The 20,023-nt window shown below is 68.1% G+C and carries 15 protein-coding genes; 9 read left to right on the forward strand and 6 right to left on the reverse strand.

Translation table 11 applies throughout. From position 1 onward, the window contains the following. Positions 1–9: 9 nt before the first annotated feature. Both WS64_RS25275 and WS64_RS25280 read right to left on the reverse strand, forming a co-directional pair. Positions 10–3,309 (reverse strand): autotransporter family protein, encoded by a 3,300-nt coding sequence (locus tag WS64_RS25275; RefSeq protein ID WP_060968065.1) that lies wholly within the window; start codon positions 3,307–3,309, stop codon positions 10–12. Between the two features lie 497 nt (positions 3,310–3,806). Then, on the reverse strand, positions 3,807–5,180 hold the full coding sequence (locus WS64_RS25280; protein ID WP_060968066.1) for a M23 family metallopeptidase: 1,374 nt from the start codon (positions 5,178–5,180) through the stop codon (positions 3,807–3,809). 296 nt (positions 5,181–5,476) lie between these two features. Here WS64_RS25280 and WS64_RS25285 point away from each other — a divergent pair, with 296 nt between their 5' ends. The 4 genes from WS64_RS25285 (at position 5,477) to dbpA (ending at position 10,697) form a co-directional block, all read left to right on the forward strand. Continuing rightward, the gene (locus WS64_RS25285) at positions 5,477–6,346 is read left to right on the forward strand and encodes a mechanosensitive ion channel family protein (protein ID WP_059645234.1); all 870 of its coding nucleotides are present in this window, start codon (positions 5,477–5,479) and stop codon (positions 6,344–6,346) included. A gap of 774 nt (positions 6,347–7,120) precedes the next feature. After that, entirely contained in the window at positions 7,121–8,806 is a 1,686-nt protein-coding gene (gene mqo / locus WS64_RS25290) for a malate dehydrogenase (quinone) (protein WP_244166652.1), read from the forward strand. A 299-nt stretch (positions 8,807–9,105) separates the two neighbouring features. Continuing rightward, positions 9,106–9,303: a hypothetical protein gene (locus WS64_RS25295; RefSeq protein WP_006483193.1), complete on the forward strand. Its 198-nt coding sequence runs from the start codon at positions 9,106–9,108 to the stop codon at positions 9,301–9,303. Then, positions 9,300–10,697, forward strand: coding sequence for an ATP-dependent RNA helicase DbpA (dbpA, locus tag WS64_RS25300; RefSeq protein WP_059574722.1), 1,398 nt, complete (start codon positions 9,300–9,302; stop codon positions 10,695–10,697). Before WS64_RS25295 ends, dbpA begins: the two co-directional genes overlap by 4 nt. A gap of 50 nt (positions 10,698–10,747) precedes the next feature. On the opposite strand, the gene WS64_RS25305 is transcribed toward dbpA, so the two are convergent. Beyond that, on the reverse strand, positions 10,748–11,569 hold the full coding sequence (locus WS64_RS25305; protein WP_060968068.1) for a phosphate/phosphite/phosphonate ABC transporter substrate-binding protein: 822 nt from the start codon (positions 11,567–11,569) through the stop codon (positions 10,748–10,750). Between the two features lie 241 nt (positions 11,570–11,810). On the opposite strand from WS64_RS25305, the gene WS64_RS25310 reads away from it, so the two are divergent. Both WS64_RS25310 and WS64_RS25315 read left to right on the forward strand, forming a co-directional pair. Then, positions 11,811–12,836 carry a fatty acid desaturase gene (locus WS64_RS25310; RefSeq protein ID WP_060968069.1) on the forward strand — a complete coding sequence of 342 codons (1,026 nt, stop codon included), beginning with the start codon at positions 11,811–11,813 and terminating at the stop codon, positions 12,834–12,836. A gap of 173 nt (positions 12,837–13,009) precedes the next feature. After that, positions 13,010–14,212, forward strand: coding sequence for a benzoate/H(+) symporter BenE family transporter (locus WS64_RS25315; protein ID WP_060968070.1), 1,203 nt, complete (start codon positions 13,010–13,012; stop codon positions 14,210–14,212). 25 nt (positions 14,213–14,237) lie between these two features. Here WS64_RS25315 and WS64_RS25320 read toward each other — a convergent pair whose 3' ends face one another. Continuing rightward, positions 14,238–15,125, reverse strand: coding sequence for an NAD(P)H-binding protein (locus WS64_RS25320; protein ID WP_060968071.1), 888 nt, complete (start codon positions 15,123–15,125; stop codon positions 14,238–14,240). Positions 15,126–15,377: 252 nt separating this feature from the next. Continuing rightward, a complete protein-coding gene (locus WS64_RS25325) occupies positions 15,378–16,304 on the reverse strand; it encodes an AraC family transcriptional regulator (protein ID WP_060968072.1) in 927 nt (308 codons plus the stop codon). A gap of 194 nt (positions 16,305–16,498) precedes the next feature. Between WS64_RS25325 and WS64_RS25330 the strand changes: the two genes are divergently transcribed. Continuing rightward, positions 16,499–16,693: a hypothetical protein gene (locus tag WS64_RS25330; RefSeq protein WP_059645220.1), complete on the forward strand. Its 195-nt coding sequence runs from the start codon at positions 16,499–16,501 to the stop codon at positions 16,691–16,693. 20 nt (positions 16,694–16,713) lie between these two features. Here WS64_RS25330 and WS64_RS25335 read toward each other — a convergent pair whose 3' ends face one another. Continuing rightward, the gene (locus tag WS64_RS25335; RefSeq protein ID WP_060968073.1) at positions 16,714–17,667 is read right to left on the reverse strand and encodes a LysR family transcriptional regulator; all 954 of its coding nucleotides are present in this window, start codon (positions 17,665–17,667) and stop codon (positions 16,714–16,716) included. 100 nt (positions 17,668–17,767) lie between these two features. Here WS64_RS25335 and WS64_RS25340 point away from each other — a divergent pair, with 100 nt between their 5' ends. Both WS64_RS25340 and WS64_RS25345 read left to right on the forward strand, forming a co-directional pair. Further along, positions 17,768–19,126, forward strand: a complete 1,359-nt coding sequence (locus WS64_RS25340; RefSeq protein ID WP_060968074.1) for an NAD(P)/FAD-dependent oxidoreductase — start codon at positions 17,768–17,770, stop codon at positions 19,124–19,126. A gap of 324 nt (positions 19,127–19,450) precedes the next feature. Continuing rightward, positions 19,451–19,885 (forward strand): HAD family hydrolase, encoded by a 435-nt coding sequence (locus WS64_RS25345; RefSeq protein ID WP_060968075.1) that lies wholly within the window; start codon positions 19,451–19,453, stop codon positions 19,883–19,885. Positions 19,886–20,023: the final 138 nt, after the last annotated feature.

Consider the following 20,023-nt stretch of genomic DNA (forward strand, 5'->3'; position numbering starts at 1 on the left):
GCCTCGTCGTCACCACGCCCACCGCACGCCCGCATTCCCGGTGATCGTGCGCTGATGCTCGCCGCCGAGATTCGTCAAATAGCTGACCGTCGCATACACGCTGCCGCGCTTCGTCAGCTGTGCGACGAGCCCCGCGCCGATCTGCCCGGCCGTCTGCCCGATCTGCGTGCCGATCGCCGTCGAGCCGCCGAACGTCGTCTTGTCGTCGGCGCCGAACGCGCGCAGCACGTTCACGCGCAGGTACGGCTTCCAGTGCACGCCGCTCGCGTCGAACGCGTATTGCAGCCGCGCGCCGATCCGGCCGAGGAACGTGTTGCCGTTGTTCCACGCGACGCTCGACACGCCGTCGTCGAAGCGATCGAGCGACAGCCATTGCCACACGAGCTGCGCCTGCGGCTCGAGCGTCAGTCCGTTGCCGAGCGCGATCGGCAGCCCGGCTTCGATGGAGCCCGTGAACGCGTTGCCGTTCGTCGAGCCGTTCACGTTGTCGTTCGAATGCGAGCGCACGGTCAGCGCGCTGCCCATCAGCACGGCGTCCGTGTACCAGCCGCCCGGGCCGATGTGCGTCCAGTAGCCGCCGAGGTTGTACGCATTGACCTGCAGCGAGCCCACGCCCAGATCGCGCTGTGCGAGCGCGAAGCCGTTCACGTCGCCGACCGCGCGCGAGAAGCCGACGAAGAAGCCATAGTGATTGCGATGGCCGCTGGCGGTCGTATCGGCGTAAAGATCCTGGCCCACCTGCATCCCCCATACGGCGCCGTCGAACGACGGCGTCGCGTCGCCCTTCTGCTTGATGTTGCCGTGGCCGCCCCACACGCGGCCCCACGACGCGGGCACCGAACCGTTTTCGGCCAGCAAGCCCTGCTCGCCCTGCCGGTCATGGAACGTGTCGATCTGCAGCAAGCCGAGCTGGCGCGCGATGGCCGGCGCTTCCGCGTACAGCGGCACTTCCGGGCGGTAGATCGGTTCCGGATTGCCGCCGGTGCCCGCATGGTCGACCGCTTCGACGATCGATTCCGGCGTGCCTTCGGCGGCCGTGATCGGCGGCTCGGCGGGCGGCGTCGGCTGGCCGGGATGAACGACGGGTGTTTGCGGCTTCGGCGGCACCGTGTTGCGCAGGTACCAGTTGTCGCCCGTGCCGGTCGATGCACCGCCCTTCGCGAGGAAATACGTATAGGCGCCCGCGCTGACCGTCCCGCCGGACAACGAGAACGCGCCCGCGCTCGTCGTCGCGCCGTCCGCGGCCTGCACGACCTGGATGCCGTCGCCCGTCGTCTGCGCGCCCGCGCCGCCGACGTTCGTCACCTTCAGCGTGCTCGCGCCGCTCGCCGTGCCGCCGCTGACGACGAGTTTGTCCGACGGCGCGCCATCGCCGGCAAGCGTCGTGTTGAGCGCGAGCGTCGCGTTCTGGCCGACGTAGTTGCCCGCGACCGTCAGCGTGTTGCCCACGCCGCTGCCGCCGAGCTGCACGAGCCCCGCGTTGGTCAGGTTGCCGTTGATCCGGAAATTGCCGGTCGCGCCGCCGCCCAGGCTCGCCAGCGCGTTCGCGACCGACAGCGTGCCGTTGTTCGTCACGTTGCCCGTCACGCTGCCGTAGCCGCCGAGCGTGGCGCCCGCCGCCACGGTCACCGGCCCGCCGCCGCCCAGCGTCGCCGACGCGCTCGTCGCATCACCGACGATCACGGTGCCCGCATTGACGTTCGTGCCGCCCGCGTAGCCGTTCGTGCCATTCATCGTCAGCGTGCCGCTGCCGAGCTTCGTCAGCGAGCCCGCACCCGTGACGCCCTGCGTCAGCGTCGAGTTGAAGCCCTGCGTATCGATCGTGCCGTTGTTCGCCGTGATCGATACCGCCCGGCTCGAAGCGACGTTGAACGCGCTGCCGAGTTGCAGCGTGCCGCCATTGAACGCGAGCCCGCCCGACGCCGCGCCGAGCGCAGTGTCCGCGGCCACCGACAGCGTGCCCTGCGTGATCGTCGTGCCGCCCGAATAGGTGTTGCCGCCGGCCGATGAAGGCGCCATCGTCAGCGTGCCCGCACCGGTTTTCTCCATCGCGCCCGAACCGCCGATCGTGCCCGTGTACGTGCCGGCGCCGTCCTGCTGGAAGCGCACGAGCCCGTTGTCGGTGACGGACAGCGGCAGGTTCGACGCATTCGCCTGTAGCGCCGCACCCGCGTCGACGGTCGCGACGACCGATGCCGTCGTCGTGCCGAGCGTGCCCGTGAGATTCAGCGTGCCGCTTTGCACGAGCGCCGTCGAGAACGTACCGGTGCCGGCCCACGTCCAGTCGGTGCCGGCCATCGTCAGGCTCTGGAAATTCGCGAACGCGTTCGATGCGGTGCCCGAGCCTTGCAACGTCACGGTGTTGGCGCCCGCGCCGCCGTTGGCCGTGCCGACGATCTGCGAGCCCGTCTGCAGGATCAGCGTCACGTTGCCGTTGCCGCCCTGGATCGCGGTGCCGCCACCGCCCTGGATCAGCCCCGCGTTGGTGATCGTCGTCGCGCCGTTGGTCGAGCGCACGCCGATCCCGTTGTTGCTGATGATCCTGCCGCCGGCCTGGTTCGTGATCGTCGCGGTGAACGAGCCGCCGAGCGTGTTCGACACGACCGCGTCGACGCTGCCGCCGCTCGTCGCGGTGCCCGTCGTCTGGATCGTGCCGCTGTTGACCAGCGTGTCGTTGTTGCCCTGCATGTAGACGGCCGGCGCATCGCGGCCATTCGACGTCAGCGTGCCGCTGTTGGTGATCGTGCCGTTGCCCCCGAGCAGCGACGCCGCACGCGCGTTGTTGCCGGAGGTCGTCACGGTGCCCGTGTTGACGATCTGATTGCCCGACGCGCCGGGATTGCTTTGCCCCCATGCGGCCGTCATCCCGTACGCGTTGTTGCCGGTGGTCGTGATCGTGCCGTTGTTGACGAGCGTGTTGTCGTTGCCGTTCGCGGCCATCCCGTCGTTGTAGGTGCCCGACGTCGAAATCACGCCGGTCGCGCCGTTGGTGAGCGTGTTGCCGTTGTTCACGCCGAGCAGCACCGCGCCGCGATTCGCGACGCCCGTGCCGTTGCCCGACATCGACAGGTTGCCGTTGTTGGCGATCGCGCTCGATGTGTCGACGGAGAACGGGGTCGGCGCGGACGTCAGCACGTAGCTGCCCGTCACGGTCGAATCGAGGTTGATCGTCACGTTGGTGCTGCCGCCCGTGGCCACGACCGACGGTGCGTTCGCGCCGGTACACGTGACCGTCGTTCCGCTGCCCGGCGCGGTAGCCGAGCACGCCGCATACGCACTGACCGGCACCGCGCCGCTCAGGATCGCCATTCCGCCCAAACCCAGATTCCACGCCTTTCTTTTCATTTTTCCGCTCGCATTTATTGGTGACGTTATTGCTGCAAATCGGTGCGTGGAACGGGTTATAGCACCTGTCTTGAAACAATCGCAAGATCAGAATGCGTGATACCGGCAATCACGCCGCGAATCATTTCGCATCGGGAAATAAATGGAGTGGAATTGCCGCCATGCAGCATGCGAAGCCGCAGCCGGGGCGTGGGCGGCTTGGCGAGACGAGAAGTCGGTTGAATTTACCGACACTCGCTTAGCCATACTCATCGAACGTGATGCAATCCGAATCAATCGGAAAATTTGACGCGATTCGATGAATGACGGAAGGCGCGGACCATTGCGCGCCATTTGACGATGTTGCTTCGCACGATCGCGCGCCGTTCAAACACGGGCGCATTGCCGGATATCCGCGCGTCGACGAAAAACGCGCCCCACCGATACGATGCCGACCACCGCGGCCGGCATCCGGCGAACGATCAACCGGCCCGCGCCGGGACGGCCTTCGACATCGCGACCGGTTGCGCGAACGTGGCCGACGCGAGCTGCGTGCGCGCATCGCGCGCCACGCGGTTGAACGCCATACGTTGCGCGCCCTTCAGCCTCGCCGCCTTGGCCGCGTGAACGAGTTCGATCGGATCGACGAGGCGGGCATGCCGGCGCACCTCGAAGTGCAGATGCGGGCCGGTCGCGGTCCCCGTGCTGCCGACCGCGCCGACACGCTGGCCGCGCATGACGCGCGCGCCGGCTCGCAGCGTCGGCTCGAACGCCGACAGATGCGCGTAGTACGACGCGTAGCCGCCGTCATGCCGAATCACCACGTATTTGCCGTAGCCGCGCGGCTCGTTGCCGATGAACGTCACGACGCCGCGCTCCGACGCATGAACGGCGCGGCCTGCCGGCGCAGCCAGATCGACGCCCGAATGCACATGGCGCACGCCGGTGACCGGATGCACGCGTGTGCCGAAGCGCGAGCTGATGCGCTTCGCATTGACCGGCATCGCAAACCGCGCGCCGGCGAGCGGCATGCCGTCGAAGTCGTAATAGGCGCCCGGCGCACCCGCCTTCGGCGCGAACCACACGCCCGCGACGCGCTGGCCGCGAAAACGGACGTCGAGCGCCGTCACGCGCATGCGGCCAGGCCGCCCGGCGCTGTCGTCGCGTTCGAAGGCGACGCGGAAGGTATCGCCGGCCGCGGCGCGCTGCTTCGGATCGATGCGCCCGGCCAGCATGCGGGTGATCTGCGCGGCGACGCCGGCCGGCAGATCGGCGCGCGCCAGCGACGCGCGCAGGTTGCCGACGATCGCACCGGCGCGCGTGCCGCGATCCGGCTCCGCGAGCGTGAACGGCTCGGCCGATGCCAGATCGACGGTGCCCCGCTCGGCCGCCGGGTGTGCGTCCATCGCGGGCAACGCCGACGCCAGACCGTAATCGAACCGCGACGCATAGCCGCGCTCGACCGCGTCGCGCGCCGCCTCGCACAGCACGCGGTAAGCCACGCACGCGCCGAATCGAACGGCGAGATCGTCGCGATCGGCGCCCGCCGACAGGCCCGGCGCATGCGCGGCGTACGCGACGTCGAGCGGCACCGCCGCCGATGCGCGCAAGCCACCCCATGTCGTCCGGGCGGGATTGAAAAAGGGCACGTCGACAAGGTCGGGCGTTGCAGCCGTCACGGGCGCAACGGGCGCCGAAGTGTGAGTCGCCTGTGCCACCATGCCGTGTGTGCCCGCCATACAGGCCGTCACGACGGCACCGCGCAACAGCGCGCGGCTAATCGGGAAACACGGGACGCCGCGCCGGGCGGATTGACCTTGTTCGCGTGCGAGACGGAAACGCAGGTTCAACCGCATGACGTCGTCACTCGCTATCGAAGAAAAATCGGGAAAAGCCGGGTATCGCGGAAGAACGGCCGTCACGATCCGGCAACCTGGAAGCGAGTGTATCGGCGCACGCAAAATGACCAAATAGGCCTTGTCCTATTTGGCGGGACATACGCTTCGTACACGAACGAAATCGCAATTTCGCCGCGGCTCGTATTCGACCCCTTCATTCGCGCGAACCACCCGGCGCCGTGTACAGTCGAACGCTGCCGGCGGGTGAGCACAGCCACGCGCCGAACGATCTGTCTTCAACACGGAATCCCGTCATGTTTCTCGAACATCTTCATCCGGAACGCTGGACGTTCCTGTGGAATGCATTGTCCACGCTCTCCATCAAGCTGGCCGCCGGCCTGGCGCTGCTCGTCGCCGGCTGGTGGCTGTCCAAACGCGTCGGCAACTGGCTGAACCGGCTGCTCTCGAACAAGGAGCGCGTCGACGACACGCTGCGGCCGATCCTGTGCGACGTCGCCGTGTGGGGCATCCGCATCGTCGCGATCGTCGGCGCGCTGTCGCAGCTCGGCATCGAAACCGCGAGCATCGTCGCGGTGCTCGGCGCGGCCGGCCTGGCGATCGGGCTCGCGCTGCAGGGCACGATGCAGAACATCGCGGCCGGCATCATGCTTCTGCTGCTGCGGCCGTTCAAGGTCGGCGACTACATCGACGGCGGCACGGGCGTCGCGGGTACCGTCGAAGAGGTCGGGCTCTTCATGACGCGCCTCACGAAGCCGGACGGCATCTGCGAGTACGTGCCGAACAGCGCGCTGTGGGGCAGCTCGATCCGCAACTACACGCGCAACCCGACGCGCCGCCTCGATCTCGAAGTGGAAGTGTCCGTGCATGACGATATCGATCGCGCGCTCGATGCGCTGCACGCGCTGGCCGCGGCCGACCCCGACGTGCTGCAGGATCCCGCGCCGGACGTGATGGTGATGCGCTTCGACGACAGCACGGCCGTGGCGAACATGCGCGTGTGGACGCACACCGACAAGTTCTGGGCGATGCGCTGGCGCCTCGCCCGCCAGGTCCGCAAGACGCTCGCCGATGCGGATTGCGCGCTGCCGATCCGCACGCGCGAGCTGCACATCGTGCACGACGCGGAGCGCCGCGCGGACGGCGCGCGCATGCGCGTGTCGTAAGGCAGCGTGCCGCCCGCGACGTTACATCCTGACGATGTCGAGCAACGCCTTCCTGCCACTCTTTAAGTGAACACCGACATCGCGCCGTGCTTCGGGTCGCCCTCCGGCGTGAAGCTCGTTTCCCCCGTCATGCCGCGATAGACTCTGGCCAGCATCGCGACCGGCGCCGTCGCGGGTTCGCCGAGCGCGTGCCGACGAAGCGGGCCGGCGTGTCGTCGATCCAGTCGAGGCTTGTGAACAGTACTGCCGGAACGGCGGAGCGAAATGAAGTGAAGTGATGTGATGCGAGTAAACGGGTCGCGGTGCAACGCCGCGATCCGACGACGTTCCGGCCTGGTGTATGGCATACCCGTCGCACGCATTCGCCCCCGCCGATCCCCTCGATTTTCCCGCGTCGCGCACCGCCATTCCGGAAACCCGGACACACAAAAAACCCCACGAAAACAAGGATATTTGGCGTCTGCGACACAGTGTCCGAGTTCGGTTATATTACGCGCCCCTTGCCACCCCGCCCCCGCAAAACACGTCGCGCGCGGCCTCTTTCAACGCAGTCTGAAGCGCCGTCCGCTCGGGCTTGCCGTCAGGGCCCCGGCGCGTGGCGCACCGTCGCGACGCAGGCGCTTGCCTGCCCGCGGGAAGCCGATCCGAAGGTGTCCTTCCGAATGGCTTCCGTGCGCAAATGCAACGGCGCGCGGCGCCGATCCGGAATTCCGGATTCGCGATCCGGATCTCCGGACCCGTGTTTCCGCGCCACGGAACCGCGCGCCGGGCGGCATGGCAAACCGATGCATTCAAGTTGAAAAAGGGATCTCTGCTGTGATCAAAACGTTACGGGTAATACTGTCGGCGCTCGCGCTGTGCGTCGCGACATCGTCCGCGCAGGCCGCCGACACGAAGAAGGTCGACGTCCTGCTGGTGGGCGGCGGCATCATGAGCTCGACGCTCGGCGTCTGGCTGCACGAACTCCAACCGGACTGGTCGATGACGATGGTCGAGCGCCTCGACGGCGTCGCGCTGGAAAGCTCGAACGGCTGGAACAACGCCGGCACCGGCCACTCGGCGCTCGCCGAGCTGAACTACACGCCGGAGAAAGCGGACGGCAAGATCGACATCTCGAAGGCGATCGAGATCAACGAGTCGTTCCAGATCTCGCGCCAGTTCTGGGCGTGGCAGGTGAAGCAGGGCGTGCTGAAGAACCCGCATGCGTTCATCAACTCGACGCCGCACATGAGCTTCGTATGGGGCGACGACAACGTCCGCTTCCTGAAGAAGCGCTACGAAGCGCTGCAGGCGAGCCCGCTGTTCCGCGGGATGCAGTATTCGGAAAACTACGACCAGATCAAGCAATGGGTGCCGCTGATGATGGAAGGCCGCGACCGTTCGCAGAAGGTGGCCGCGACGTGGACGCCGATCGGCACCGACGTGAACTTCGGCGAGATCACGCGGCAGTTCGTCGGCTACCTGAAGACGCAGCCGAACTTCACGCTGTCGCTGTCGAGCGAAGTGCGCGAGATCTCGCGCAACGCCGACGGCACGTGGCACGTGTCGTGGGTCAAGCTGCACTCGGATGAGCCGCCGCAATCGGTCGACGCGAAGTTCGTGTTCATCGGCGCGGGCGGCGGCGCGCTGCACCTGCTGCAGGCGTCGGGCATCCCGGAAGCGAAGGACTACGGCGCATTCCCGGTCGGCGGTTCGTTCCTCGTGACCGACAACCCCGAGGTCGTGAAGCAGCACCTCGCGAAGGCCTACGGCAAGGCGTCGGTCGGTTCGCCGCCGATGTCGGTGCCGCACCTCGACACGCGGATCATCGACGGCAAGAAGATCATCCTGTTCGGGCCGTTCGCGACGTTCTCGACCAAGTTCCTGAAGAACGGCTCGTACTTCGACCTCGCGAAGAGCACCAACCTGCACAACGTCGCGCCGATGATGCGCGTGGGCGTCGACGAATTCCCGCTGGTGCAGTACCTCGCCGGCCAGCTGATGCTGTCCGACGACGATCGCTTCAACGCGCTGAAGGAGTACTTCCCGAACGCGAAGAAGGAAGACTGGCGCCTGTGGCAGGCCGGCCAGCGCGTGCAGATCATCAAGCGCGACCCGGTCAAGGGCGGCGTGCTGAAGCTCGGCACCGAGATCGTCGCGTCGCAGGACGGCAGCATCGCGGGCCTGCTCGGCGCGTCGCCGGGCGCGTCGACCGCCGCGCCGATCATGCTGAACCTGCTGAAGAAGGTGTTCAAGGACAAGGTCGCGACGCCCGAGTGGCAGCAGAAGATCCGCCAGATCGTGCCGAGCTACGGCACGAAGCTGAACGACAGCCCGGCGAAGGTCGTCGAGGAATGGACCTACACGAGCGACGTACTGCAACTGTCGCCGCCGCCGAAGATCGACCTCGGCGCGCCGTCGCAGGCGACCGGCACCGCGCCGGCCCGCCCGGCGAAGGCGTCGGCCGACATGGCGCTGTAACGCGCGCGACCCGCGCACGACCCGCGCAGAACCTGCGCGGCACCCCGCGGCACGCATTACGCCGCCCGACGCGGCCGCCCTCTCCGGGGCGGCCGTTTTTCCTGGCGCGCGCCGGGCGCAGGCGCCGGCTTCCGCTAGAATTGCGGCACGCGCGACCCCGTCGCCGCCCGATCCATCACCCGCATCGACACAACCCGAGCGACCGCCGGTGCGGCCCGCGTCCGAGCCGCGTGGGCGCCGCCCGCCGTGGCCGCGCCCGGCCGGGCGCGCCATCAACCGAATTCAGCTGGAGAAAGACCGTGTTTACCTGCCGAAACCAGAGCTGCGGCACGCAGTGGGAGCAGTCCGACGTCGTCATCAAGGACGAAGGCCAGGGGCTGCTGTTCCGCTGCCCACTGTGCGGCGCCCGCAACTATCTCGAACGCTTCGAGGACGACGAAGGCAACGTCGTCTACGAGCAGATGGAAGGCCGCCCCTACCTCGGAGACCTGTCTTGACCCAACCGACCGCCACGCCGTTCAGCGCGCTGCCGCTGACGCCCGCCACGCTCGCGAATCTCGCGCAGCTCGGCTATGTCGACATGACGCCGATCCAGGCCGCGAGCCTGCCGATCGCGCTGGCCGGCCAGGACCTGATCGCGCAGGCGAAGACGGGCAGCGGCAAGACCGCCGCGTTCTCGCTCGCGCTGCTCGCGCGTCTCGACGCGCGCCGCTTCGACGTGCAGGCGATGATCCTGTGCCCGACCCGCGAGCTCGCCGACCAGGTCGCGCAGGAAGTGCGCCGCCTCGCGCGCGCCGAGGAGAACGTGAAGGTGCTGACGCTGTGCGGCGGCACGCCGATGCGTCCGCAGGCGCAGAGCCTCGAGCACGGCGCGCATATCGTCGTCGGCACGCCGGGCCGCATCATGGATCACCTCGATCGCGGCAACCTGAAGCTCGATGCGCTGAACACGCTGGTGCTCGACGAAGCCGACCGGATGCTCGACATGGGCTTCTTCGACGACATCGCGAAAGTCGCGCGCATGTGTCCGACGACGCGCCAGACGCTGCTGTTCTCCGCGACCTATCCGGACGGCATCGCGAAGCTGAGCCAGCAGTTCCTGCGCAATCCGAAGGAAGTCAAGCTCGCGGAACGCCACGACGACAGCAAGATCCGCCAGCGCTTCTATGAAGTGACCGAGGACGAGCGGCTGCATGCGGTCGGCCAGCTGCTGAATCACTACCGGCCGGTGAGCACGATCGCGTTCTGCAACACCAAGCAGCAGTGCCGCGACCTGCTCGACGTGCTGCACGCGCAGGGCTTCCACGCGCTCGCGCTGCACGGCGAGCTCGACCAGCGCGAGCGCGACCAGGTGCTGATCCAGTTCGCGAACCGCAGTTGCTCGGTGCTGGTCGCGACCGACGTCGCCGCGCGTGGGCTCGACATCGCGCAGCTCGAAGCGGTGATCAACGTCGACGTGACGCCCGACCCCGAAGTGCACGTGCACCGCATCGGCCGCACGGGTCGCGCGGATCAGGACGGCTGGGCGCTGAGCCTCGCGAGCATGGACGAGATGGGCCGCGTCGGCGCGATCGAACAGGCGCAGAAGCGCGAGGTCGAATGGCATCCGCTCGCCGAACTGAAGCCGGCGGACGACAGCGTGCTGCTGCCGCCGATGGAAACGCTGCAGATCCTCGGCGGGCGCAAGGACAAGATCCGTCCGGGCGACGTGCTCGGCGCGCTGACCGGCGACGCCGGGTTCGACGGCAAGCAGATCGGCAAGATCAACGTGACCGAGTTCTCGACCTATGTCGCGATCGAGCGCGGCGTCGCGCGCGACGCACTGCGCAAGCTCAATGCGGGGAAGATCAAGGGCAAGCGGGTCAAGGTCCGGTTGATGGACGACGAGTAAGCGGGCCGCGGCGCGGGCGGTCGCAGCACCGCCGCGCGCCGCCCCGTACGTCACCCGAGTTCGGGATAACCGTGCGCGGCGGCTTCCCGCTCGAACCGCGCAATCGTGTCGTAGTCTGCCGGCGACAGCCGGTCGAATCCCCTCAGCCGCAGCACGCGCGCCCGCTCCGCATCGGCGGCCACCGCGCGATCGAGCGCATCCCGCAACGCGCCGACCTGCGTATCCGCCAGCGCCCGCGACGCGACGAACGGCAATCCCGGCGCGGATGCGGTCGTGCCGATCACGCGAATATCCTCGAGCAGCCCGGGCAACGCGTCGCGCACATACGCGAACGTCACGCAGTCGATCGCCGCGCAATCGGCTTCTCCCGACGCCAGCGCGCGCAGCACGTTCAGGTGCGAACCGAACGGCGTGACCGAGCCGAAGAACCGCCCGTCGTGCGCATACGGCGCGACCGCGTGCCGGAATGCATTCATCCCGCTGTGCGAATCCTCGCCGTTGAAGGCCGCCCGCAACCCGCGGCATGCAGCGAGCGTCGTCGCACCGCCCGCATGCACGCGCGCCGACACGACCAGCACGCTGCGGTAGCGCGCCCCGTCGCAGCCGTCCGCATCGAAAACGGGGGTCGCAATCAACCGCACGACGTCGCGCAAGCCGAGCATCCGGTACGGGTAGCCGCAGGTCTGCGACAGCAGCAAATCGTCGCGCCGCCACAGTGCCTGGAGGTCGTCGGGCGCGTCGGGCAGCGCGACGCCGGCCGGCCCGCCCGCGTTCGCGAACGCATCGAGCGCGTCGCGCAGCAGCGCGCGCCACAGCGCTGCGTGGCGCGGCGTCACGTTGTACATCGGCAGGACTGCAATCCAGGCGTTCATGCGGGCATTCTACGCATCGGCAGCGGTCAGGAAGCTTATGGGCCGCGACACGATAAGCAAATGCGAATCGATTGGTTGGCGTGGCCGTGCCGCCCCGGTACCGTTCGAAGGCCTGCCGGCGCCGCCACCGTGCGATGCCGGGCCAGCCGACCGTGATCCGCGAGACACCAGCGCACCCGGGGCGAGCGCACCGGTTCCATCGCTCGTTCCCCGCACTGCCCGATCCACCCGCCTCAACGCCATGGCCGAATACTTCGACGTCGACCACGCGCGCGCGATCGCCGCGCTCCACGCCCGTTTCACCGCCCGCACCGAGTGGCCGACCTGGCTGCTCGTCGTCGTGATCTACGGCGGCTGGCTCGCCGTGCTGCTGCTCGTGCGCGACGGGCACCTGTCGCGCGCCGCCGCGACGCCGCCGCTGATCCTGCTCGGCGCGTGGCACCTGTCGCTGCAGCACGAACTGCTGCACGGCCATCCGACGCGTTCCGCCCTGGTGAACAAGCTGCTCGGCTATCCGCCGCTGACGGTCTGGTATCCGTACACGCTGTATCGCGACACGCATCTCGAGCATCATCGCGACGAGGACCTGACCGTGCCAGGCGTCGATCCCGAAACGAACTACGTGACGCGTGAACGCTGGGCGCGGCTGCCGCGCTGGCGCCGGGCGCTGACGGTCGCGCGCAAGACTTTCCTCGGACGCCTCGTCGTCGGGCCGCCGCTCGCCATCGTCACGACGCTGCGCGATGCGTTCGCCGCGTTCCGGCGCGGCGACTTCCGTTATCTGCCGATGTGGTCGGCTCACGTCGCCTGCGTGGCCGCGCTGCTCGCGTGGCTGCACTGGGCGATCGGCGTGCCGTGGTGGTACTACCTGCTGGCCGTCACGTGGCCCGCGCTGTCGCTCGCGATGATCCGCTCGCTGTACGAGCATCGCGCCGCGCCGCATCCGAAGGCGCGCATCACGATCAACGAAGCCGGCTTCGCGATGCGGCTGCTGTACCTGAACAACAACTATCATCTCGTCCATCACGACCTGCCGAAGCTGCCGTGGTACGACCTGCCGCGTGCATACCGGATGCGGCGCGACGCGTATGCGGAGAAATGCGGCGGCTTCGTGATCCGCGGCGGGTATCGCGCGCTGCTCGCGCGCCATGCGTGGACGCCGACCGATTCGCCCGTGCATCCGTTCGACGAGGGCACGGCTTCGCTGTCGACGGGCAGCGGGATCAAGGTGGCGGTGGTCGACAGGGTGCTGCAGATCAGTACGTGATGTCGGCCCGCGCGTTTCGGCACCCATCCTTACGAAAAGCCGACAGCGCGGTTCGCCGCCCGTGAATTGCCAATTGCGTCGGCAATGCCCAGAATGGCCGCTCATCCGGCGCTTCCGACGAGCATTCGCGCCGGCTCCGCCGCACGGCCGCGCGCCGCATTTCCCCGACGACGATGCAACCGAACTCCCCACCCGGCGCGATCCGCGCGATCGGCAACGACTGGTCCGTTTCCGCGATCACCGCGGGCTTTCTCGCGGTCCTGATTTCGTACGCGGGCCCGCTCGCGATCTTCTTCCAGGCGTCGCAGGCCGCGCATGCGTCCAACGACATGGTGTCGTCATGGGTCTGGGCGATCTCGATCGGTGCCGGTGCATCGGGCCTGTTCGCGAGCTGGAAGCTGAAGGTGCCGGTCGTCACCGCATGGTCGGCGCCCGGCACCGCGCTGCTCGTCGGCCTGTTTCCGCAACTGACGCTCAACCAGGCCGTCGGCGCGTACATCACGGCCGCGCTGATCATCCTCGTCATCGGCATCACCGGCTATTTCGACCGGCTCGTGCGCCACATTCCGCGCGGCATCGCCTGCGGCATGATGGCCGGCATCCTGCTGCCGTTCGGCATGCACGCGTTCTCCGCGGCGACCGCGCAGCCGCTGCTCGGTTTCGGGATGATCGCGTCCTACGTGATCTTCAGGCGCCTGCTGCCGCGCTACAGCATCGTGCTCGTGCTGCTTGCAGGCGCCGCACTCGCGACGCTGCTCGGGATGACGCATCTCGGCAACGTGTCGCCGAGCCTCGCGCGGCCGATCTTCATCGCCCCCGAATGGACGCTCGGCACGACGCTCAGCCTCGCGCTGCCGCTCGTCGTCGTCAGCCTCACCGGCCAGTTCCTGCCGGGGATGACGATCCTTCGTGTGTCGGGCTATCACACGAGCGCACGGCCGATCATCACGGCGACCAGCGTGATGTCGCTGGTCGTCGCATGCTTTGGCGGAATCACGATCGTGCTCGCGGCGATCACCGCGGCGCTGTGCACCGGCAAGGACGCGCACGAAGATCCGGACCGGCGCTATATCGCGGGCATCGCGAACGGCGTGATCTATCTGATCGGCGGACTCTTCGCGGGGACGATCGTCACGCTGTTCTTCGCGCTGCCGAAGGCATTCGTCGCGATTCTGGCCGGGCTCGCGCTGATCGGCGCGATCAGCGCGAACGTGCACGGGATTTTCGAGGACGACGATCATCGCGAGGCGTCGGTGATCACCTTCCTCGCGACCGCGTCGGGGATGACGTGGCTCGGGCTCGGGTCCGCGTTCTGGGGGATCGTGATCGGGTCGGCGGCGTATGTGGTGTTGAACAGGGTGCGGCAGCCTGCATGATGTGCACCCTGCGCGGCCACTTCCCCTACCGCGCCGGCTGGCGCACCAGTTGCGCGAGCGCATCGGCCAGCGTCGTCGTGCCGTAGGCCCGCTCGGACACATCGGCCTCGACATCGATCCGCCCCGCGTTATGCGCGTCGTACAGATCGACGATCAGCTGTGCATGGCGTTCGCTGAGCCCGGCGCTCAGCAGCGTCGCGCTCCACGTGTCGCGCGGCAGTTCGTGCGCGACGATCGCGCGGCCCGCCGCCGCGCCCAACGTATCCGCGATCGCGGCCACGCTCACGCGCCGCGGCCCTTCGACGCTGACGATGCGCGGCCCGCGCCCGCCCTCCGGCGCATCGCGCAGCAGCCGCGCCGCAACGACGCCGACATCGGGCGCCCAGACCGTCGGAAACACCTTGCCGACCGGATGGTGGAAGCTCGGCAGCACGCCGGTGCCGAGCGCGACCGGCAGCACGCGCGCCCAGTTCTGCAGATGCTCGGCCGACCGCAGCAGCGTCAACTGCGTGGGAATCGTCTTCAACCGTTCCTCGAAGTCACGGAACAGGCGCGTGATACCCGTATTGCCTTCGAGCTCCGCGCCGTAGTCCGACAACGCGAGCAGCGCGGGTGGCGGGTTCGCGGCGAGCGCGGCGGCCGCCACATCGATCGTCCGCGTCATCGTCGCGGCCGGATCGGCGTCGGCCGTCGGCACCGGGCACAGTATCTGCACGGCCCGCGCGCCGTCGATCGCCGCGGCGATCGCGTGCGCGTCGGTCAGGTCCGCGATCGCGACATCGCAGCCGAGCTGCGCGAAACGGTCGCGATGACGTGCGTCGCGCAGCACCGCGCGCACGGAATGGCCTGCGTGGCGCAAGGTCGTCACGGTCGACAGGCCGACGTTGCCGGATGCTCCGAAGATCACGAACACGGTTCGCTCCTGGGGGGATGAAGGTGACGTGATTGTCGGGCCGCTCGGCGCGGACGGCGAGCAGGAAGAGATGAACAGCGCAGGAAACGATGATGGATCGGGTAGCGGCTGCAATGCGAGTCGTTCGCGGCTTCCCTTGTCGCTTCGAATCGTACGGTCTGCCCCCGGACGGGGGCGCACGCGGCAATCGCCCAACAGCCTGTTGGACGGTCACTCCGGGATCCGACGCGGCAACTCATATCCGGTGCGAAGTCATCGCTCCGTCATGCCGGGCGCCCCCTCCTCCCCGTCATAAGCCAGCCGCAACCCACCGCGCATACCCGACCGCGCAATCTCCGTCGGCGTCGCACCGAGCACGCGGTTCATCCAGTTCGCCATGTGGCTCTGATGCGCAAAGCCCGCCTCCAGCGCGATCTGGCTGATGCTGAGCCGGCCTTCGAGCAGCAGCGCCTTCGCGCGCTCCACCCGGCGCCGCACGACGTACTGGTGCACGGGCATCCCCAGCGTTTCGCGGAACAGCACCTTGAAATGCGGCACGCTGATCGACACGAGCGCCGCGAGCTCGGCCAGCGTCATGCGCCGGTCGAGATTCGCCTCGACATAGTCGATCACGCGCGCCGCCGCCTTTGGCGCCAGCGTGCGCCGACGTTCGCGAAACGCCGGCTGGCCGTCGACCAGCCGCGCGACGAGCGCGGTGCACAGGCTTTCCGCGTACAGCGGATCCGATGCGTCTTCAGCTTCGAGTTCGGCGGCCATCGCCCACGCGATGTGCTGCAGCCGAGGGTCGCGCACCTGCAGCCGCCGGCGAATCTGCGCGTGCGACGGCTTCAGTTCGAGCTGTTCGACCGTGCGCCGCACGAACGTATCGCCGAGCGCGATGTGCAGGATCCGGCAGTCGGCGCTGTCGGTCCACTGGCCGGGCAAGCCGGCCGGAATCACGTCGACGTCGCCGTGCGCCTGGATGCGCGACACGCGCTCGCCGTCGCACACGCAGTCGGCGCGCACCGGCGCGCCGATATGCACGCCGATCCGGTGATGCTCGGCCGCCGGAATCCGGTACGTGCCGGCACGGATTTGCAGCAGCGACGCGCCGAAGCCGCGCCAGCCCCGCCCGCGGCTGGAGCGCAGGCTGACCGGAACGCCGTTGTCCGCCGGCGCGGCAAGAATCGGATCGCTCATTGAGGGTCTCCACCAGATCGGGTGCCGAACGCACATTGTGACGCGTTTCGGGCCGGCGCGCCGGCCCTGCGTGGCCGCCGCCGAGTCGAGCAGAAAAAAGATCATCCGTTTCTGCTCGGGACGATCCTTGCGTGCGCGCCGGCTGGCGCCGCGAAGCCTACGATGGCCTCATCCGACACCTACGGAGCCCCGTCATGCCCCATGACTGCCCGCTACGCGCGGCGTTCATCGCGCCCTCGCCTTCCACCGCTCGCGCTTCATCCGCCCCCGGCTCCCGCCACCGCCGCACCGCCATCGCCGCGTGGTGCCTGCGCGTGGTCGGCTGGTACGGGCTCGAACGGCTGCTCGCGTCGATTCCCGACAGCAACGACGACTTCGCGCTCGTCTGACCGGCCGGTCGACACCCCGCCTACTTGCGCCGCCGCTCGTGCGGCGCGGCCGACGCCCCGTCGATCACCGGCGCGCCCTGCTTGATCAGGAAGTCGCGGAACAGCCCCGTCACCTGCGAGATCCGCCGGTCGGCGAGCGTCACCACATACCATTCGCGCTCGATCGGGTTGCCGGGAAACGGCAGTTGCCCGAGCAGCCGCGTGCGCAATTCGAGCGCGCACGCATGCAGCGACAGGAATGCGACGCCGAGCCCCGCTTCGGCCATCTGCTTGATCGCCTCGTTGCTCGACAGTTCGGAGCCCACATGAAAACGGTAGCCCGCGTTCTTGAACAGGCTCTCGACGGTCGAGCGCGTGCCCGCGCCGCGTTCGCGCACGAGCAGGTGCGCGGATTCGAGATCCTTCAGCGCGACGCGCTTGCGCTGCATCAGCGGATGGCCGGGCGCCGCGACGAACACCATCGGATGCTTCGCGAATTCGACCGCGTGCGTGCGCAGCTCCTTCGGCGCGCTGCCCATCACCGCGAGATCGATTTCATGCGTCGCGAGCATGCGGATGATGTCGTCGCGGTTGCCGACCTTGAAATACGTCTTCACGTGCGGGCGCGTCGCGGTGAATTTGACGAGCAGCGGCGGGATCAGGTATTCGGCCGTCGTGATCGCGCCGATCCGCAGCGTGCCGCCGAGATCGCCCGTCAGCGCGGCCACTTCGTCGCCGGCCTCGCTCCACAGATGCAGGATCTCGCGCGCGTAGCGCGCCACGATCTCGCCGGCCGCGGTCAATTGCACGCCGCGCCCGACCCGCTGCAGCAACGCGGCACCCACGGCCTCCTCGAGCAGGCGAACCTGCAGCGACACGGCCGGCTGTGTCAGGTTCAACTCCTCGGCCGCGCGCGACACGCTGCCGAGCCGCGCGATCATGTCCAGCGCCTTCAACTGCCGGAACGTCGCGGTCTTTCCTATAAGTGAATACATATGAGTCGCTTATAAACATTAAATTGTTCGACTGGGTACGAAACTATATCGTCGGTTCTTGAGCAATGTCATGCGAATCGTCATTCAGCGGGAGCCCACCATGGACAACACCACGCCCAACCTTGCAACGGACCGCGCACCGCGCCTGCCGCGCATCGTGATCGTCGGCGGCGGCGCCGGCGGCCTGCAGCTCGCCACGCGTCTCGGCGATACGGTCGGACGCCGCGGGCAAGCCGAAGTCGTGCTCGTCGACCGCTATCCGACGCACTTCTGGAAGCCGCTGTTGCATGAAGCCGCGTCGGGCCATCGCGATCCGGCTTCCCACACGATCGAATACGCGGCGCAGGCGAAGCGCCACGGCTTTCGCTTCGTGCAGGGCGCGCTGCAGCGGGTCGACCGCGCGGCACGCACGGCGACGATCGCGGCCGTGCAGGATGCGGACGGCACGGAAATCCTGCCGCAGCGGGAACTCGATTACGACGACCTCGTGCTGGCGGTCGGCAGCGTGACGAACTTCTTCAACGTGCCGGGCGCCGAGCGCCATGCGCTGCCGCTCGAAAACCTCGACCAGGCCGAGGATTTCCGCCGCAAGTTCCTCGCTGCGTGCACGAAGGCGAACCATCGGGCCGAGCAGCAGCCCGCGCGGCGCGCGGCGCCGATCTGCATCAACGTGATCGGCGCGGGCGCGACCGGCGTCGAGCTGGCCGCCGCGCTGCGGCACGCGATCCAGCAACTGACGACGTACCGCTTCAAGGCGCTGGTATCCGCGCGCGACGTGCACATCCGGTTGATCGAAGGCGGCCCGCGCATCCTGCCGGCGCTCGACGAACGGTTGTCCGGCAAGATGCACGCGCAGCTTCGCGCGCTGAACGTCGACGTGCTGACCGATACGCGCGTGGCGGAAGTCGGCGCGGATGCCGTGACGACCGCGACCGGCGAACGCCTCGCGAGCGACATCACGATCTGGGCGGCCGGCGTCGCCGGGCCCGCGATGCTGCGGGACATCGGCGACATCGCGCTCAACCGGTCGAACCAGGTGATCGTGACCGACACGCTGCAGACGCCCGACGATCCGCACGTGTACGCGTTCGGCGACTGCGCCGCGTGCCCGTCGACCGGTGCGGGCGGGTTCCTGCCGCCGCGCGCGCAGGTCGCGCACCAGCAGGCCGTGTATCTGGTCAACGCATTCGCGCGCCGCATCGCCGGCAAGCCGGTGGCCGGCTTCACGTTCCGCGATGCGGGCACCGTCGTGTCGCTCGGACACGCGGGCGCCGCGTATCAGGCGGGCATCGGCGTGCGCTCGCACTCGCTGATCGTCGACGGGCTGGCGGCGATCGGGCTGTACAAGTTCCTGTATCGCAAGCACCTGTTCAACGTGGTGGGTATGAAGCGCGCGCTGTTCCAGTCGCTGAGCCACTGGCTGCAAAGCCGTCACCAGCCGTCGATCAAGTTGCACTGAGCAACGACTCACACACGGCATCGCAACACGGCATATCGCGTGGCCATCGCTCGATATGCCGTATTTCCCTATGCATATGCGTGATTCGTCCGCAATGCGCGCCACACTGGTGCATCACGTTGAAGGCCGCCGATACGACGCCATTCCGGCGGGACATGCCGCGCGACACGCATCCCGCGCCCGCTGTGACTGGCCGCCCCATTCATTAGTCGGATCGTATGAGTCGGCTAAAAATATTAATTGGTCGCGTTTTCCGGATCGACGCTAAGGTGTGAGGCATTCCCGTCGGCGAACGGATCATCACGTTTCTGAAAAGGAATCACCGTGGTCATCGAAGCCATCGTCACCCGTCTCGACGCAGCATTCGCGCAGATCGAAGCAACACCGGATTCGCGCGAATCGCGCAACCAGCGCGACGCGATCATCCAGTGGCTCGACCGGGCATCGGAAGAAGGCTATCGACTCGGTCTCGTCACGACGCTGCCGGCCGCGCGGCTCAGCGACATGTTCGAAGGCCAGTTCGGCCGCGCGAACCTCGACCGCTTCTCAGTCGTCGTCACGGACGCCAATCAACAGGAGTCCGGATCGAATCAGCATCCGTTCGATGTCGCGCTGCAAGCGCTCGGCGTGCCGCCGGAGCGCGCGGTCGGGATCGCGAGCAGCGAGCCGGAACGCCGCGAGGCCGAGCATTTCGGGCTGTCGCGCTGCGTGAGCATCACCGATACGGTGCGCTCGATCGCATCGGCCGGGCTGCACTGAACGCCGGCACACGAGCCGGCCGCGGCCGGCCGTCATCGTCGCTCCGGCGGCAATCGGGCGCGTGCCTACCCGCATCCTGACATTCTGCTGTCAAAGTCGCTTGCGACACTTCGGGGCTCGACTACATCCCCGGAGACG

The organism is Burkholderia anthina (genome assembly GCF_001547525.1).
GTDB classification, from domain to species: domain Bacteria; phylum Pseudomonadota; class Gammaproteobacteria; order Burkholderiales; family Burkholderiaceae; genus Burkholderia; species Burkholderia semiarida.